The 16,678-nt window shown below is 34.4% G+C and carries 16 protein-coding genes; 10 read left to right on the forward strand and 6 right to left on the reverse strand.

Features of this window, described 5'->3' with window-relative positions; all coding sequences use genetic code 11:
* Nucleotides 1-117 precede the first annotated feature (117 nt).
* Entirely contained in the window at nt 118-1,476 is a 1,359-nt protein-coding gene (locus QSV08_RS17920; RefSeq protein WP_324025071.1) for a sigma-54-dependent transcriptional regulator, read from the forward strand.
* Here QSV08_RS17920 and QSV08_RS17925 read toward each other — a convergent pair.
* Complete coding sequence (locus QSV08_RS17925; protein ID WP_324025072.1) at nt 1,451-3,910, reverse strand: hybrid sensor histidine kinase/response regulator; 2,460 nt, start codon at nt 3,908-3,910, stop codon at nt 1,451-1,453. The genes QSV08_RS17920 and QSV08_RS17925 overlap by 26 nt on opposite strands.
* A 365-nt stretch (nt 3,911-4,275) precedes the next feature.
* Between QSV08_RS17925 and QSV08_RS17930 the strand changes: the two genes are divergently transcribed.
* Nucleotides 4,276-6,438: a TonB-dependent receptor gene (locus QSV08_RS17930; RefSeq protein ID WP_324025073.1), complete on the forward strand. Its 2,163-nt coding sequence runs from the start codon at nt 4,276-4,278 to the stop codon at nt 6,436-6,438.
* A 104-nt stretch (nt 6,439-6,542) separates the two neighbouring features.
* Complete coding sequence (locus tag QSV08_RS17935) at nt 6,543-7,208, forward strand: hydrolase (protein ID WP_324025074.1); 666 nt, start codon at nt 6,543-6,545, stop codon at nt 7,206-7,208.
* A 3-nt stretch (nt 7,209-7,211) separates the two neighbouring features.
* Here the strand turns inward: QSV08_RS17935 and QSV08_RS17940 are convergent, their stop codons facing one another.
* Nucleotides 7,212-7,649: a hypothetical protein gene (locus tag QSV08_RS17940; protein WP_324025075.1), complete on the reverse strand. Its 438-nt coding sequence runs from the start codon at nt 7,647-7,649 to the stop codon at nt 7,212-7,214.
* Nucleotides 7,650-7,781: 132 nt separating this feature from the next.
* Between QSV08_RS17940 and greA the strand changes: the two genes are divergently transcribed.
* Together greA and QSV08_RS17950 are read left to right on the forward strand one after the other, a co-directional pair.
* Entirely contained in the window at nt 7,782-8,258 is a 477-nt protein-coding gene (gene greA, locus QSV08_RS17945) for a transcription elongation factor GreA (RefSeq protein WP_324025076.1), read from the forward strand.
* Between the two features lie 76 nt (nt 8,259-8,334).
* Nucleotides 8,335-8,739, forward strand: a complete 405-nt coding sequence (locus QSV08_RS17950) for an HIT family protein (RefSeq protein ID WP_324025077.1) — start codon at nt 8,335-8,337, stop codon at nt 8,737-8,739.
* Here the strand turns inward: QSV08_RS17950 and QSV08_RS17955 are convergent.
* Together QSV08_RS17955 and QSV08_RS17960 are read right to left on the reverse strand one after the other, a co-directional pair.
* Nucleotides 8,714-9,070: a hypothetical protein gene (locus tag QSV08_RS17955; protein WP_324025078.1), complete on the reverse strand. Its 357-nt coding sequence runs from the start codon at nt 9,068-9,070 to the stop codon at nt 8,714-8,716. The genes QSV08_RS17950 and QSV08_RS17955 overlap by 26 nt on opposite strands.
* Before the next feature lie 2 nt (nt 9,071-9,072).
* Nucleotides 9,073-10,221 (reverse strand): sensor histidine kinase, encoded by a 1,149-nt coding sequence (locus QSV08_RS17960; RefSeq protein ID WP_324025079.1) that lies wholly within the window; start codon nt 10,219-10,221, stop codon nt 9,073-9,075.
* A gap of 126 nt (nt 10,222-10,347) precedes the next feature.
* Between QSV08_RS17960 and QSV08_RS17965 the strand changes: the two genes are divergently transcribed.
* Complete coding sequence (locus QSV08_RS17965; protein ID WP_324025080.1) at nt 10,348-10,725, forward strand: DUF3127 domain-containing protein; 378 nt, start codon at nt 10,348-10,350, stop codon at nt 10,723-10,725.
* Between the two features lie 133 nt (nt 10,726-10,858).
* On the forward strand, nt 10,859-11,491 hold the full coding sequence (gene aat, locus QSV08_RS17970; protein WP_324025081.1) for a leucyl/phenylalanyl-tRNA--protein transferase: 633 nt from the start codon (nt 10,859-10,861) through the stop codon (nt 11,489-11,491).
* Between the two features lie 84 nt (nt 11,492-11,575).
* Here aat and QSV08_RS17975 read toward each other — a convergent pair whose 3' ends face one another.
* Together QSV08_RS17975 and QSV08_RS17980 are read right to left on the reverse strand one after the other, a co-directional pair.
* Nucleotides 11,576-12,163, reverse strand: coding sequence for a hypothetical protein (locus QSV08_RS17975; RefSeq protein WP_324025082.1), 588 nt, complete (start codon nt 12,161-12,163; stop codon nt 11,576-11,578).
* A 21-nt stretch (nt 12,164-12,184) separates the two neighbouring features.
* Nucleotides 12,185-12,748 (reverse strand): DNA-3-methyladenine glycosylase I, encoded by a 564-nt coding sequence (locus QSV08_RS17980; RefSeq protein ID WP_324025083.1) that lies wholly within the window; start codon nt 12,746-12,748, stop codon nt 12,185-12,187.
* Between the two features lie 222 nt (nt 12,749-12,970).
* Between QSV08_RS17980 and QSV08_RS17985 the strand changes: the two genes are divergently transcribed.
* Genes QSV08_RS17985 through QSV08_RS17995 form a run of 3 tightly spaced genes read left to right on the forward strand, consistent with a single transcriptional unit; the run spans nt 12,971 to nt 16,677 of the window.
* A complete protein-coding gene (locus tag QSV08_RS17985) occupies nt 12,971-13,657 on the forward strand; it encodes a TetR/AcrR family transcriptional regulator (RefSeq protein WP_324028390.1) in 687 nt (228 codons plus the stop codon).
* On the forward strand, nt 13,650-15,332 hold the full coding sequence (locus tag QSV08_RS17990; RefSeq protein ID WP_324025084.1) for a peptidase domain-containing ABC transporter: 1,683 nt from the start codon (nt 13,650-13,652) through the stop codon (nt 15,330-15,332). The genes QSV08_RS17985 and QSV08_RS17990 overlap by 8 nt, the downstream gene beginning before the upstream one ends.
* Nucleotides 15,325-16,677 carry an HlyD family secretion protein gene (locus QSV08_RS17995; protein WP_324025085.1) on the forward strand — a complete coding sequence of 451 codons (1,353 nt, stop codon included), beginning with the start codon at nt 15,325-15,327 and terminating at the stop codon, nt 16,675-16,677. Before QSV08_RS17990 ends, QSV08_RS17995 begins: the two co-directional genes overlap by 8 nt.
* Nucleotide 16,678: the final 1 nt, after the last annotated feature.

The raw sequence follows: 16,678 nt of genomic DNA on the forward strand, positions 1-16,678 counted from the left end.
CTTTCCTTTTTTTATGTCTTTTTTTAAATAAATGCATAAAAGCTTTATGATAATTTTAAAATACAAGTAGTCGGCTTGTGGTATTTTTACGTAGATACTAAGAACACCAAACTGTCTATGACTAAAGTTTTAATTATTGAAGATGATACTTCATTTGCCCAGATGCTTCAAAAGTTTTTAGCAAGAAATAGTTATGATGTAGTATTAAGTCATACTGGGTTAGATGGCGAAAAACAATTAAAAGAACACGATTTTCAATTAGTAATTACAGACTTGCGATTACCAGATTATGACGGAATTAAATTGGTATCTGAGTTAAAAGGTAAAATTCCTGTAATTGTAATGACAGGTTATGCAGAAGTTTCTACAGCTGTAAAAGCTATGAAAATGGGAGCTTACGATTATATTTCTAAACCTTTTACTCCGGATCAGATGCTATTGGTTATTGATGGTGCATTGAATTTAAAACCAGTAGCTTCAAAAGAACCTGTTCAGTCAACTACTAATCATTCAAAAGAAAAGGTAGTAGGTGGTAAAGAAGCGACAACGTCGCAAGAATTAGTTTTAACTAGCGAGGCAACTCAGAAATTAGAAGAACATATTGTTTTGGTAGCACCTACAGATATGTCGGTTTTAATTATTGGAGAAAGCGGTACAGGTAAAGAAGTTACAGCAAAAGCCATTCACCAAAAAAGTACGAGAAATGAAAAACCGTTTATAGCACTAGATTGTGGGGCAATACCTAAAGAATTGGCAGCAAGTGAGTTTTTCGGACATATAAAAGGAAGTTTTACTGGTGCAGTGACAGATAAAGTTGGGAGTTTTGAAGCTGCCAACGGTGGTACTTTATTTTTAGATGAAGTAGGTAATCTGTCTTACGAAAATCAAATACAGTTATTAAGAGCGTTACAAGAGCGTAAAATAAAAAGAATAGGTAGTAATACCGAAATAGAGGTTGATGTACGAATACTATCTGCTACTAATGAAGATTTAAAGTCGGCAGTTGAAAAAGGTACTTTTCGTGAAGATCTGTATCATCGATTGAACGAGTTTTCATTGCAAATACCTGCTTTAAAAAATAGACAAGGAGATTTGTCAGTATTAGCTTCTCACTTTCTAAGAAAGTTTAATGAAAAGTTGAACAAACAAGTAGTTGATTTTTCTGATGAGGTTTGGGATATTTTCAATGCCTATCATTGGCCTGGTAATATTCGAGAATTACAGAATGTAATTCAGCGCGCCGTTTTGCTATCTGCCTCAGATAAGGTGGAAGCAAAGGTATTACCGACGGAATTGATGAGTCCGGTTTTAGAAAGGGCTGAATTAGGGAGTCTTTCAAAAGCGGAATTCGAAAAAGAACAAATTGTAAATGCGCTAAAACGTACCAATTTCAACAAATCTAAAGCGGCTAAATTATTACAAGTAACCAGAAAAACATTGTATAATAGAATCAACTATTATGATTTGGATCTGTAGATATTTCTTTTGAAAGCATTTCTATTAGTTTTTTAATCTCCCTTTGTAATTCTATGTTCTTCGCCTTGAGTTGTTGATGAGAGAAATCATCGCTATTCAAAACTTCAAATATTTCTAAAATAGGAATAGCAGTTTGAACTTCTAGTTGTCGAAACATTGGTAACATTTTATGGGCTACTTTATTTACTTTGGTAATATCAGAAGTATCGACTGCTGTTCTGAGTAAAAGAGCATTTTCTTCGGTGTCTTTTTTGAAAATGAGTATTACTTCATCCATAGCATTTTGGTCATCACCCAAAAACATTTTTAAGGTATTTAAGCTAAATAGTTGCTGAGAATCAGTGGCTATGTGAGTGTCCTCAGTAGGGATAATTTCATCCGCGTTATTTAAAATGACATGAAGCTTTTGCAATAAATCAGTCTTTGAAAATGGCTTACGAATAAGATTAGAGAAACCTTTTTCAGTAAAATGTTCTAAAGTTAAATCGCGTCGACCGGTCATAGCCAAAATTGGTTGGTTATTGAAATTTTGAAATTCACCAGATTTCAGTTGAGTGACTATTTCATAACCCGTAACCGTAGGCATTTCAATATCGGTTAAAACCACATCGAAATCGAAATTTTCATTAGGTTTATATTCGTTGAAGTCTGAAAATAGTCGAGCTTCAATTCCTACAGATTTTAGCATTTCGCCAATAAGTTTTAAGAACGAGATGTCGTCGTCGAATACAATCATATTCAGATTCTTAAAACCTATAGATGGCTCTGAAATTTCTTCTAATTGTTCTCCAAACGCAATTGGTATTTGAAGCGTAAAGGTGCTTCCTTTATCAAGTTCACTTTTCAGTACAATAGACCCACCAAGTAGTTCTGTGAGCTTTTTGGTAATTGTGAGTCCTAGTCCGTAGCCACCATATTTTTTATCGGTGTCATTTTCTGCCTGTGTAAATTCTTTAAAAATCAGTTCTTGTTTTTCCTTTGAGATACCAATGCCGGTATCTTTTATTTTAAAACTAAGAATGTTAGATTTAGAAGATGTTGTAATAGATCCTGCCAATGTAATCGTTCCCTTTTCAGTGAATTTATAAGCATTGCCTAATAAGTTAGAAATGATTTGACGTAAACGAAAAGCATCCGTTATAATAGGGTGTTTTAAAGAATCATCTAAATTCAAAATCAACTCAATATGCTTGTTTTGGTGTTGAGATGATATATTTCTAGCACTTTCTTCAATCAATTTATCCGCCCTAAAAGTAGAATTTTTAGAAACCATTTTACCTGCTTCTAGCTGTGAGAAATCTAACAAATCATTCACTAAATTATTAACATAGACAGTAGCAGATTTAATATGGCTAATATGTTCTTTGTTATCTTTTTGGTTGTCACTTTCTTCAATAATATTGGCGTAGCCACTTATAGTATTTAGGGGTGTTCGTAAATCGTGACTAACAGTAGCGATTAATTGCTCTCTACTTTTCAATAGAGATTCTGAAAAAGCCTTTTCTTTTTCGAGTTTTTCTCGGTATACGTTTGCTTTCCAAAAATCACGATTCAATATAAAAGTAAAAATAGCCACCACTAAAAAGCCAAGTATGGCAGCGATAACGGCAAGTCGAATACTCCGTTTTAATAAAGTTTCTTTTTTTATAGAAGTTGCTATGCTATTCATTACAATCTCTTGTTCAAAAGAAGAAAGTATAGAACGTAATTGCTGAGAGAGTTCAATATCGGTTCTATTAATTGTCGATTCACGTACGGTCAAAGATTTTTCTTTTAAGGTGTTTTCTTGCTGCACATCTTTTAATAGATTTTTAGAAACCTGAACTACACTGTCTATAGTTTGTGCATTCTGTTGCTGATTATTCTCTGTAGGTACATTGGCATTTAGATAGTCGGTCATTTTTTTAATAGCATCTTGGGCTTTAGGTGAAAGCTCATCAAGATTGGGGGCTAAATCTTTAGGTTTAATGATTCCTAAAGATTCTTCAAGTTTATCGAACTCCTTCAAGGCAGAATTAATCGCTGTACCCGTTTGGTCGTTCAATCTAATGGAGCGCATGGCATTGATATTCGTCACTTTTTTGCTCAAAAGTGAGCTAAGACTGTCTAAAAGTCCGTGTTGATAATCACTTTCGGTAAGGGTTTTTAATTCTTCAATATTGATATAGATCGAGTCTATTTTATTTTCGTAAGCGGTAAAATTAATTTTTCTTTTTGTTTGTAACGCTAGTTTAGATAAGCTTTCAGCTTCATATAGTTGCGCAAGAAAAGAGTTGGTTTTGAGTAATTTACTGTCTTTTTCATCGGTTGTTTCTGTGGCAATATATTCTTGAACTTCAGTGTAAATGTAATATGAAGCTATAATCCCTAGAATAATTAATAATAGGTAGCTAATAGTGATTTTAAGGGTAAATGTATTTTTTTGTGCTTTCATATATAGTATCGGTACGCTTGGTATACGTACGATAAAACGCAGATGTTAAGTTGTAAAATGATGTTAATTAAACACATTGTTATTTTTTTAAATTTCTTTATGAGAGATGAATTATGTGCATTACATTTGCGGCATCTCAAAGGGGTGCCGAGTTCTAGTTTTAGAACAAAGCTGAGATTATACCCAACGAACCTGGGCAGGTAATGCTGCCAAGGGACAATTCAAAAGTTTATTTTAAATTTTTGAAGTAAGATGTAGTGTGATTATTTTGTTGACACGAAGTCTTTTGGAAATCGAGCGTAGTTGCTCAAAAATCAATTTTAACTTTAGAATAATAGCCCCTTTTATTCGTAATTATTTTACGAATGAAACTATCTATTTTCACAATTGCGGCGTCTTTGGCGCTAAGTATGGGTGTCTGTGCCCAAGAACAGGAAACCGACTCTTTAGAGGGTCAAAAAGTAGTGTTAGACGAAGTGTTCGTCTCTGCGATTCGAGTAACCAAGCAATCTCCGGTTACATTTTCAAATCTTACAAAAGAGGATATCAAGCCTAGAAATTTAGGTCAAGATATTCCGGTATTAATGAATTTTTTACCATCAGTAGTAACAACGACCGATGCAGGTGCAGGTGTTGGCTACACAGGTATTCGCGTAAGAGGAAGTGATGCTACACGTGTAAACGTAACCATTAACGGCATACCTTATAACGATGCCGAATCTCAAGGTACATTTTGGGTAAACATGCCAGATTTTGCTTCTTCAACAGAGAGTTTACAATTGCAACGTGGTGTTGGTACATCAACAAACGGTGCGGGTGCATTTGGAGCAAGTTTAAATGTATTGACCGACGGATTTTCGCAAGATGCATACGGACAAATATCAACTTCTATTGGAAGCTACAGTACCTTAAGAAATAACCTAAAATTCAGCACAGGACTTTTAAATGATCACGTTGAAATTTCAGGTAGATTGTCTAAAATAAAATCTGACGGATATATCGATAGAGCCCGATCAGACTTAGATTCTTACTTTTTACAAGGGGCGTACAAAGATGATAATACGCTGATTAAAGCAATAATATTCGGTGGTCATGAAGTTACGTATCAAGCATGGTACGGTATAGATGCCCAAACTTTAAAGGATGATAGAACTTTTAATCCTTCAGGTATTTATACAGATTTAGATGGTAATACTCAATTTCATAAAAATGAGGTAGATAACTACAAGCAAGACCATGCCCAGTTATTATGGAACGAGAAGATTTCAGATTTTTGGAGTACCAATGTTGCATTGCATTATACAAGAGGTAGAGGTTTCTTTGAGCAATACAAAGAGGCAGACGATTTTTCTACTTATGGTTTTGAACCGATAATAGTTGATGGCAGTGAAGTAAATACCACAGACCTCATAAGAAGACGTTGGTTAGATAATGATTTCTACGGTACCGTTTTTTCTGCAAATTATAAGAAAGACAAGCTAGATTTAATAATGGGTGGTGGTTTCAATAAGTATGAAGGCAATCATTTCGGAGAAGTAATTTGGGCTAGATATGCTAGCAATAGTAGTTATAAAGACCGCTACTATGATGATAGTTCAACTAAAACTGATTTTAATTTATACGCAAAAGCAAACTATCAGTTAACAGATCAATGGTCGTTATATGGAGATTTGCAATATAGAACAGTTGGGTATAAGGCAAACGGAGATGAGACCGGTCTGGTTGATGATACGTTTAATTTTTTCAACCCAAAAGCAGGGGTAACGTTCGATTTAAATGCGAATAACAATTTCTATTTGTCATATGCGGTAGCTAATAGAGAGCCAAATAGAAATGATTATGAAAGTGGAAACCCGAAGCCAGAAAAATTAAATGATTTTGAATTAGGGTGGAGGTACGTATCTGCCAATGTACAGGTAAATACCAATCTTTATTACATGAAATATAAGAATCAGTTAGTGGTTACTGGTGAGTTAAATGATGTTGGTGCCCCATTAAGAGAGAATATTGGTGATAGCTACAGATTTGGTTTAGAAGTTGATGCCAATATTAAATTAGGAGATAAGTTTAGTGTACGACCTAATATCGCCATCAGTGATAATAAGAACAAAGATTTCTTTATTGATAGAGATGGTTTATTACAAGGTTTAGGTGATACTAATATTGCATTTTCACCAGGTTTGGTAGCGGGTAATATTCTTAGTTATATGCCGTGTGATGCAATGAGTCTTTCGCTGTATTCAAAGTTTGTTGGCGAACAGTATTTAAGTAATACAGATACAGAAGCGTCAAAATTAGATTCTTATTTCACGAATGATTTCAACATTACTTATGAAATCAAAATGAATAATGTAGTGAAGTCTATTGTGTTTTCTGGTTTGGTAAATAATATCTTAAACGAGAAGTATGTATCTAATGGTTATACCTATTTAGATAGTTGGTCTACGCCAGGTAATACTTTTGAAGTTCAAGGGTATTATCCACAAGCGGGTACTAACTTTTTATTGGGAGCAACGATTAATTTTTAAAAGTAGAGGCTGAGGTAATCCGTTACAAATTTGTCTTAAATATTTACTTAAAAAGTACGGCGCGTAGAAGAATAATCTAAATTAGAACTCTAATATACAGGGTTATGGAGCGCAATATTCCGGTTTTTGGTAGTAGGTTAAGAAATAACATTGTAACGGTGCCAGAAGTAATCTCGCAATGCTCGGGCATTCGAGTATTTGGGCAATCTATAAAGTCATTTCTGTTCAGTACAGATGTGGCGATTATAAGAAATACGAATGCCAATGCGATTATTGCGGTATATCCGTTTACACCACAACCGGTGATTTCAAATGCATTGATTTTGGCTGCCGACAAACCTATTTTTTGCGGAGTAGGCGGCGGATTAACAACTGGAATGCGGTCATTAGAATTGGCAATACATGCAGAATTTCAAGGTGCTTTAGGGGTGGTTTTAAATAAACCTACCCCTAATAGCCTTATAACAATGCTAAAAGAAAAGATAGATATTCCTGTTACGATTACCGTAGTATCTGATAAAGAAGATTTTAAAGGTAGGTTAGCAGCAGGGGTTGATATTTTTAATGTTTCAGGTGCAGGTAAAACTGCCGATATCATAAAAAGAATACGAGATTTAGATGCCGATGTAGCAATTATAGCCACAGGTGGTAAAACTGAAGAAACTATAGTTCAGGCTATAGATGCTGGGGCAAATGCTATATCATATACTCCACCAAGTACAGGCGAATTATTCAAAGAAATTATGGACAGGTATCGATCAGAAGAATAGTGCTTAGTTAGAAATGACCACACTACCACCACTAAAACTAGCGCGGTATTCTAGCATATCATAATAGCGATTTTCATCATCTGGCCTATTTAATAATTGACCGGTAAATAAGCTATACTCATAATCTTCACATGAGCATGTGGCAACTTGTCCACTAAAAGACATGGTAGAGCAGTCATTAGGAGCATGATTTGGACAACTACCTTCAAAAGCTCTAAATTGATCAAAGCCAGAGTTGATTACAAAAACACCCCTAGTACCAGCAAGATCACTATTAATATAAACAGCGCTACCAGTATTTGTAAGAGGACTGTAGGAAGGGAGATTTAAGTTAGCTTCAAAACGAAAACCTATTTCTTGTAAATACGGATTTCTGTTTGTACCGTCATTGCTACAAGCCGTGATAATCAATAGAATTACGATGCTTAATCTCTTCATCATGCTTAAATTTAGTTTTAAAAAACTTCAGCAAATGTGCGTAAAAATTATGTATATTTGTGTTAAATCCTCGCTTAAAAAGCCGAATTAACAGGCAATTGCAGAGGATTTGTCTATTTATAAAACGAGGAAGTTATGAGTAACATATCATACTATACAGTCGAGGGGTTAAAAAAACTCAAGGCAGAACTAAATCATTTACGAGATATTGAGCGCCCAAAGGCGTCTCAAGCTATTGGCGAAGCAAGAGATAAAGGCGATTTGTCAGAAAATGCTGAATACGATGCTGCAAAAGAAGCGCAAGGTCTTTTAGAAATGAAGATTTCAAAAATGGAGAATACGGTTGCCAATGCACGTTTAATTGACGAGTCTCAATTAGATACTTCAAAGGTTTTGGTACTATCTACTGTGAAATTGAAAAATCAAAATAATGGCATGGAAATGTCTTATAAATTGGTTGCAGAAAGTGAAGCTGATACAAAAACAGGAAAAATTTCTGTGAATTCACCAATTGGTAAGGGACTACTAGGTAAAAAGGTAGGAGACACTGCAGAGATTACTGTGCCAAGCGGAGCTATTAAATTTGAAATTCTTGAAATTACAAGATCTTAAATTTTTTAAATAACTATATTTAATCCTATCCTTAATAAAGGGTAGGATTTTTTATTACCACTAAATACGAATTACTATGCCAACAATATTTACTAAGATTATAAATGGTGAAATTCCATGTTTTAAAGTAGCTGAAGATGAAAACTTCTTAGCTTTTTTAGATATCAACCCAAATGCAAAAGGGCATACATTGTGTATACCTAAAAAAGAGGTCAATAAAATTTTAGATTTAGATGAAGAAACCTATCTAGGGTTAATGTCTTTTTCTAGAAAAGTAGGTAAGGCATTAGAGAAAACTGTCGATTGTAAGCGCGTAGGTATGTCGGTTATTGGTTTAGAAGTACCACATGTGCATGTTCATTTAATACCTTTAAATGAAATGAAAGATGCTACTTTTCAACACAAAGTAAAATTAAGTAATGAAGAGCTTAGTGATCTTGCTAAAGCAATAGGTTCTAAAGTTGAAAAGCTCCAGAAATAAATAAGTATACTGCACCAGCTACCAGCGCAATTAGAACTAAAATAAGGCTGTAAAAAAGCAATGTTGGTTTAGATGATTTTTGAGCAGGTATAGCTGTTTTTTGATAGTAGTTGAACATGCGTTCAATATCATCTGTCCAGGTTACAGGGTAAATAGTAGAATGGCAGGTATTGCAAACTAATTTATTACTTAGTTCACCTGTAATTTTATGAAAGAAGCTACCGTATGAATGTTTTTGATAGAAAGTAAGATTTAAATCTTGATTAAAACATTCAGGACAGTTATTACTTAGATTGGCTTCCTTAATAACTTCTAATTTTTCCTTGGCCATAATTAGTGAGACACTTTTAAAGAAATTTGCATTATAGTTCCTTCTTTGCCAGATGATAACACCTTTATTTTTCCATCGTGGTATTCTTCCACAATTCGCTTAACCAAAGAAAGTCCTAAGCCCCAACCTCTCTTTTTTGAGGTAAAGCCGGGTGTAAAGATACTATTATAGTTGCTTTTAGAAATACCATGTCCGGTATCGGCTATTAAAATGTTCACAAATTTGTTGTCTTGCACAATTTCTATGGCAATACTACCCTTGCCTCTCATGGCATCAATTCCGTTTTTAACCAAATTTTCTATGGTCCAGTTGTATAATGAACTGTTCATCATAACTGGTAGGTGGTCTACCTTGGTGCTAAAAGAAAAGTGAATAAGTTTAGAGCTTCTTCGCTTTAAGTAATCGAAGGCATCTCGAGTTTCTTTTACAATATCGCTTTCTTCAAGTTTGGGTAATGAGCCAATTTTAGAAAAGCGCTCGGTTATGGTCTGTAATCGATCAATATCTTTCGCTATTTCTATAGTTATACTAGGGTTAATATCTTCAGATTTCAAAAGTTCGTTCCATCCTAAAAGAGAAGAGAGTGGTGTGCCGATTTGGTGTGCGGTTTCTTTTGCCATACCTGCCCATAGTTTATTCTGCTCTGAAGCTTTATTGGTTTTAAAAAGAAAATAGATCACCGCTGCAAAAAGGAAAATAATAAGTAGTAAGGCAATCGGGTAAAATTTTAATTTGGTCAGAACATCAGAGTTACCGTAATACAGTGTTGCTAAATGTTCCCCTTGTTGGTCGATTGAGATAGGTATGTTTTCGTTTTTGAATTTTCTGAGTTGACTTTGAATATAAACCGAGTCTTTTGACTTATTCGGCGGAAAGTTATTTACCCGAATAGATTTGTCCTTATTGATAAGGATCATTGGGGTAGAAGTATTGTTTTGAAAAACTTTTAAGTGAAGGCTTCCCAAATCTACAGTTTCAGAAGATTGTAAAAATTCTGATTGTGCAGTAGCCCAAATTTCCATTTTAAGGCGTTCTTCTTCCTTAAATTGTTTAAAAAAGCTATTGGTATTCCATAAGATTAGACTCACTACTACGAAAGAGCCTATCAATAGAAAAATGTTGGAAATTTTGTTTTTAGGAATAAAGTTCATCCAATAGTTATCTAATACTAAAGATAACCCTAATTGTGAATAATTGTTGTGTTGTTATCGTTGCACCATGTTTTATTAACGCATCATTTTATGTATTTTTGAACTCTATTGTAAAAAGAGTTCAAGATGGAAATAGAAGGTAAAGTAAAATTGGTAGGAGAAACTCAAACTTTTGGGTCTAATGGGTTTAGAAAAAGAGAATTAGTTGTTACTACAGATGAGCAATATCCACAACACATCATGGTAGAATTTGTTCAAGATAAATGTGATTTATTGAATAGCTATGGTGTAGGGCAAGATGTAAAAGTGAGCATTAACCTTAGAGGAAGAGAGTGGACAAACCCTCAAGGTGAAGTAAAGTACTTTAATTCTATTCAAGGGTGGCGTATAGAAGGCGCATCTGCTGGAGCACCAGCTGGTGGTATGCCTCCGGTAGCACCAATGGAGGCTTTTGAGCCTGCAGATAAGTTGAATGAAGAGGATCATGATGATCTTCCTTTCTAAGAATTAGAATGAAATTTTATAAGGCATTATGTCTTTATACTAAGAAACTTGTTTAGCTTAAATAGTTAAACAAGTTTTTTTGTTTTATGACCTTTATCTATTTTGAACGAGAATTAAAAATCCACAAATAGTCATGTACTTTTTGACCGATGAACTTATTTTCCCGCCAGTAGATAGCGCCAATGTAGAGGGTTTGTTGGCAGTTGGCGGTGACCTCTCTCCAGAACGACTGCTATTGGCGTACCAAAGCGGAATTTTCCCTTGGTTCGATAATGATTCTATTATTTTATGGTGGAGTCCGGATCCTAGAATGATACTTTATCCGGATCACATCAAAATATCAAAAAGCATGAAGAAAGTTATTCGAGACAACCAGTTTCGATTAACTAAAAATACCTGTTTTAAAGAAGTGTTAGAATATTGCTCATCTGTACCACGTGAAGGTCAAGACGGCACTTGGATCACCGATGAAATGAAAAATGCATACATAGCATTACATGAAAGAGGTATTGCAAAATCATATGAAGTTTGGGAAGGCGATACTTTGGTAGGTGGCTTATATGGCGTTGATTTAGGGCATATTTTTTGCGGAGAAAGTATGTTTAGTCTAACCTCTAATGCATCAAAATTTGCATTTATTAAACTGGCACAAGAACTACAAGAAAAAGAATATAGCATGATAGATTGTCAGTTGCATACCGATCATTTAGAAAGTATGGGTGCGCAAGAAATTTCTAGACAAGATTTCATCAAGCTTTTAAAGTAAGATGCCAGGGTATTCAAGAGAATTACTAAACAAGGGTTTTACTTTGTATTTCAATGCAACCATTGGTTCTTAGTTCGCCGGACTCTAATATAGAACGTGGTCGTAATTTGGAGGAAGAGAAGTTTTACTTTTTTTGAAATTTCCGTCTGCATCAAATAGAATTTCATAATCTATAGAACCCTTATCTGTTTTGTCTGCGATAACTACTTGATAGTTGTTAGATGGTAAAATTAAATTTTGAAATGCATTTTTGAAAGTTTCTCCTACAGCTTCATTATTTGAAGGATATTGCTGTTTTAGTTTTCTAATTTTATATTTCGCGAAATTATTGTTCAAATACCCTGTAATCTTATCATAAGTATCATTGGGTATGTCGGTAACTTTAATAAGTATTTCTATAGCTTCTAATGTACCCTCTTCATCAAATTCAATACCATACCAAAGCTTGTCTTTTTTAAGCTTGGCTTCATAACTAATTATAGTGCTATCGGTTTCCTTGTAAAATTTAATACGCTTAAAATCGGATACGTTTTCATTAATATTCACGATAGCCGCTGCCGGAAATTGAGATTTGAGAATACGATGTTCTCTTTCATTTTTGTATTGAGAATGACCCAGCTGAAAACTAAATAGACAAGCAGCGAGTATAATTTTTATAAGATTATTTTTCATGTCAGTTGTAATTAATTTATGCTATACTTGGTTGTATCGAAAGCAATCTAACTGATGATCGTTTATCATACCTGTAGCCTGCATAAATGCATAAATAATTGTGCTACCTACAAATTTGAATCCGCGTTTTTTTAGGTCTTTACTGATAGTGTCAGAAATTGGGGTATTTGCTGGAGCGTCTTTGTAATTTACCACCTCGTTTTTAATAGGCTCATTATCTACAAAATTCCAAATATAGCTACTGAAACTACCAAACTCTTTTTGAATTTCTAGGTATGCAATGGCATTGGTCACCGTAGCACGTACTTTTAATTTGTTTCTGATAATACCTTCATCTTGTAATAAAGACAAGATTTTGGTTTCAGGGTATTTCGCGATTTTCTTGTAATCAAAATGATCAAACGCTACCCTAAAGTTCTCTCTTCTTTTTAAAATGGTAATCCAACTTAAACCAGCTTGAAAGGTTTCTAGCACTAAAAATTCAAATAAAAGTTCATCATCTTTTACAGGAACACCCCATTCTTGATCATGATAAGCTTCGTAAAGCGTATCGCCTTTGCACCAGCCACATCTATTAGGTTCCATAGTAAAATATTTAAGTAACAAAAGTATTGAAAATGAGTTGAAATATGGTGCGCTTCGGTGTATTGAAATATGATATATATGATTTTGACCGTAATTTATTTTCCTTCAAATGGATTGATATGAGTCAAAAAATAAGTGTTTAGCATTCTTTATTAAATGTTAAACTATTAGAATATGATAGTAATACTATTATATTTGCAATTCAATAAATTTCAGTGGATTATGGATAGGTTGTTACAAGGTGTACAAATTAGAATCAATGAAAAGCTTTATTTAAAAGATCCAGAATCTTCTGGTCTCGGTAAAAAAATCATTGAATTTAGTATTCAAATGATTAATGAAATAGGTTTTGAGAGTTTCACCTTTAAAAAGTTAGGTGCACAAATAGGGTCTAATGAAAGTTCTATATATCGTTATTTTGAAAATAAGCATAAGCTGTTGTTATATCTAACATCTTGGTATTGGGGTTGGATGGAGTATCAACTTGTATTTGCAACAAACAGTATTAAAAGTTCGAAAGAGAAGCTGCTTAAATCCATTTTAATTATAACAAGAGAAGTAAAAGAAGACTCTTCATTTTCACATATTAATGAAGTGTTGTTGAATAAGATTGTCATTAACGAATATTCAAAATCGTACACCACAAAAGAGGTTGATACCGAAAATAAAGAAGGTTTTTATGCCATATATAAAAGACTTGTGGGCAGGTTGGCTGAGATGATTTCTGAGGTAGATGCCGAATATGAGTACCCGACCAGTTTAGCGAGTACCATTCTTGAAAACGGATTGCATCAGCATTTTTTAAAAGAACATTTTCCGTCCCTTACAGATTGTAGCGATACAGTAACACCTACACAATACTTAACCCACCTAGTATTTAATACACTAAACAAAAACTTAGATGAATAAAAATATACTAACCGCATGGCAACGTTTTCTTGGCTTGTTAAAATTAGACAAGAAAGACGTATTTCAGGTATTCTACTACGCCATATTTGCAGGTGTCGTTAACCTTTCTTTGCCTTTAGGTATACAGGCAATTATCAATTTAATGCAAGGTGCGCAAATAAGCTCATCATGGGTGGTGCTTGTAATATTGGTAACCTTAGGGGTAGCATTTGTAGGTATTCTGCAATTAATGCAAATACGAATCATAGAAAATGTACAGCAAAAAATATTTACTAGGGCATCATTCGAATTTGCATACCGTTTCCCGAAAATAAAAATGAGCGAGCTTCATAATTACTATCCGCCAGAATTAGCGAATCGGTTTTTTGATACCTTGACCATTCAGAAATCGTTGTCAAAGGTTTTAATAGATTTTCCTGCTGCGCTATTACAGATAGTTTTCGGCTTATTGCTGTTATCTTTTTATCATCCATTCTTCATTGTGTATGGTATGCTATTACTTCTATTAATCTATGTGGTTTTTAAGTTTACGGCGCAACGAGGTTTAGATACCAGTTTAGAAGAATCTAAGAGTAAATATAAAGTAGCGCATTGGCTTCAAGAGATTGCTCGTTCAATTGTTAGTTTCAAATTATCAGGTAAAACTTCTCACGCATTAGATAAGAACGACACCTTGGTGGTTGAATATTTAAATGCGAGAGAAAGTCATTTTAAAGTGATTGTAATTCAATTTATTCAGATGATTGGTTTTAAGGTGCTGGTTACTGCTGGTCTTTTGCTTATTGGTGGTTTGTTGGTATTGAATCAAGAAATGAATATTGGGCAATTTGTAGCGGCAGAGATCATTATTCTTTTGGTAATTAATTCGGTAGAAAAATTAATTGTGGGTTTAGAAACTTTTTATGATCTATTGACATCTTTAGAGAAAATGGGTCAGGTAGTAGATAAAGAATTAGAAACACAAGAAGGTGAAAAACCATTCTTAGAAAATCAAGCCTTTACAGTAGAGTTAAGCGATATCTCGTATAGTGTTCCAGATCCAAAAAGAGAGATAATTTCTAATTTGAGCTTGACTATTTCACCAACATGTACCATTTTGTTGAGGGGTAGTAGTGGCTCTGGTAAAAATACCTTGTTGCGAATTATTGCAGGAATTATTGAACCAGATACTGGGGGTGTCTATGTAAACGGAGTCTCTTTAAAAGGGATGAATTTAAATTACTATCGTTCACATCTAGGTCAATCACTGCCAGAAGAATCGCCTTTTGAGGGGACCATTCTCCATAATATCACTTTTGGTGATAAAGAAACTACAAATGAGCAAGTGTATTGGGCATTAGATAAAGTCGGACTTACAGATTTTGTAAAGAAGCAGCCAGATGGATTAAATACCATTTTATATCCTGAAGGAAAACAGATTCCCCATACCGTATCTAAAAAGATAGTGCTCGCAAGAAGTATTGTTCGTAAACCCAAACTACTTATTCTAAAAGATCCACTGGATCAATTTAACAGTGAAGAGGCTGATCGAATTTTGAACTTTTTAAGTGATTCATCTAACGGGTGGGCATTACTTGTAGTAAGTGAAAATGATAAGTGGATTAAAAAATGTTCACGAATTATTACCATGGATAAAGGACAGATTATTAACGAAATCTCAGGAAAAGATGCTTAATATATCTCATAAAAAATTAAATGAAAAGGTGTCGATTGAGCGATTTAAATCCGTTCAAAAAGTAAATCACCAAAGGCATTACAAACACTTCAATCGCTTTTTGTTCGCTTTTGCCGTGGTAGGTGTAATCGTATTGTTTCTACCTTGGACGCAAACGATTAACGCTAGAGGATTTTTAACTACGCTAACACCTGGTCAAAGACCACAAACCATTCAATCTCAAATACCGGGTAGAATAGAAGAGTGGTATGTACAAGAAGGCGATTACGTAAAAAAGGGCGATACCATACTTTTTATATCTGAAGTAAAATCAGAATATTTTGATCCGGATTTAGTAGAGAGAACAGGGCAACAATTAAAGTCGAAAAGTTCTTCGGTAACATCATATGGTGATAAGGTCAAGTCTTTAGATAATCAGGTTGCAGCACTTGTTAACGAAAGAAGACTAAAGCTAGAACAGGCTAAAAACAAGTTGTTACAATCAAAATTAAAAGCACAAAGTGATAGTATAGATTTTGAAGCGGCTAAAACCAACATTAAAATAGCAGAGCGCCAATACGAACGTACGGCCATGTTACAAAGTGAAGGCTTAAAGGCAGTAACCGATGTTGAAGAAAAAAGGTTGAAGCTTCAAGAGACGCAGGCAAAGTTACTTTCTCAAGAGAACAAACTGTTGGCTGCTAAAAATGAAATTATCAATGCAGAAGTAGAAATCAATAGTGTTCAAGCTTCATATACCGATAAGATTTCAAAGGCGCAGAGCGATAAGTTTACGGCAATGTCCAATCAGTTCGATTCAGAAGCTCAGGTAAGTAAGTTGGAGAACGATTATACAAATTATCAAATGCGAAGTGCGCTACGTTACATTCGGGCGCCGCAAAATGGGTATATCAATAAAGTACTTACCGCAGGTATCGGCGAGACTTTTAAAGAAGGTACACCGTTAGTAGGTATTATGCCAGCTGAGTATGATATGGCAGTAGAAACTTTTGTGAACCCTATAGATTTACCGCTGATTCATTTAGGTGAAACGGTTAGAATTCAATTCGATGGTTGGCCTGCAATTGTATTTAGCGGTTGGCCAAATGCATCTTACGGTACATATGCTGGCAAGGTAGTGGCTATTGAGACCTTTATAAATCCGAATGGGAAGTACAGAGTATTGCTTTCTCCTGATAAAGAAGATCAAGCATGGCCAGAAGCCCTACGTGTAGGTTCTGGTGCAAATACGATTGCTTTATTAGAAGATGTGCCTATTTGGTATGAACTGTGGCGTCAGCTTAACGGATTCCCGGCCAATTATTATCAACCAGAAGGAGCTCAAGATAAACCTGTAAAAAAATAAC

The organism is Maribacter sp. BPC-D8, from assembly GCF_035207705.1.
In the GTDB taxonomy this organism is placed as follows: domain Bacteria; phylum Bacteroidota; class Bacteroidia; order Flavobacteriales; family Flavobacteriaceae; genus Maribacter.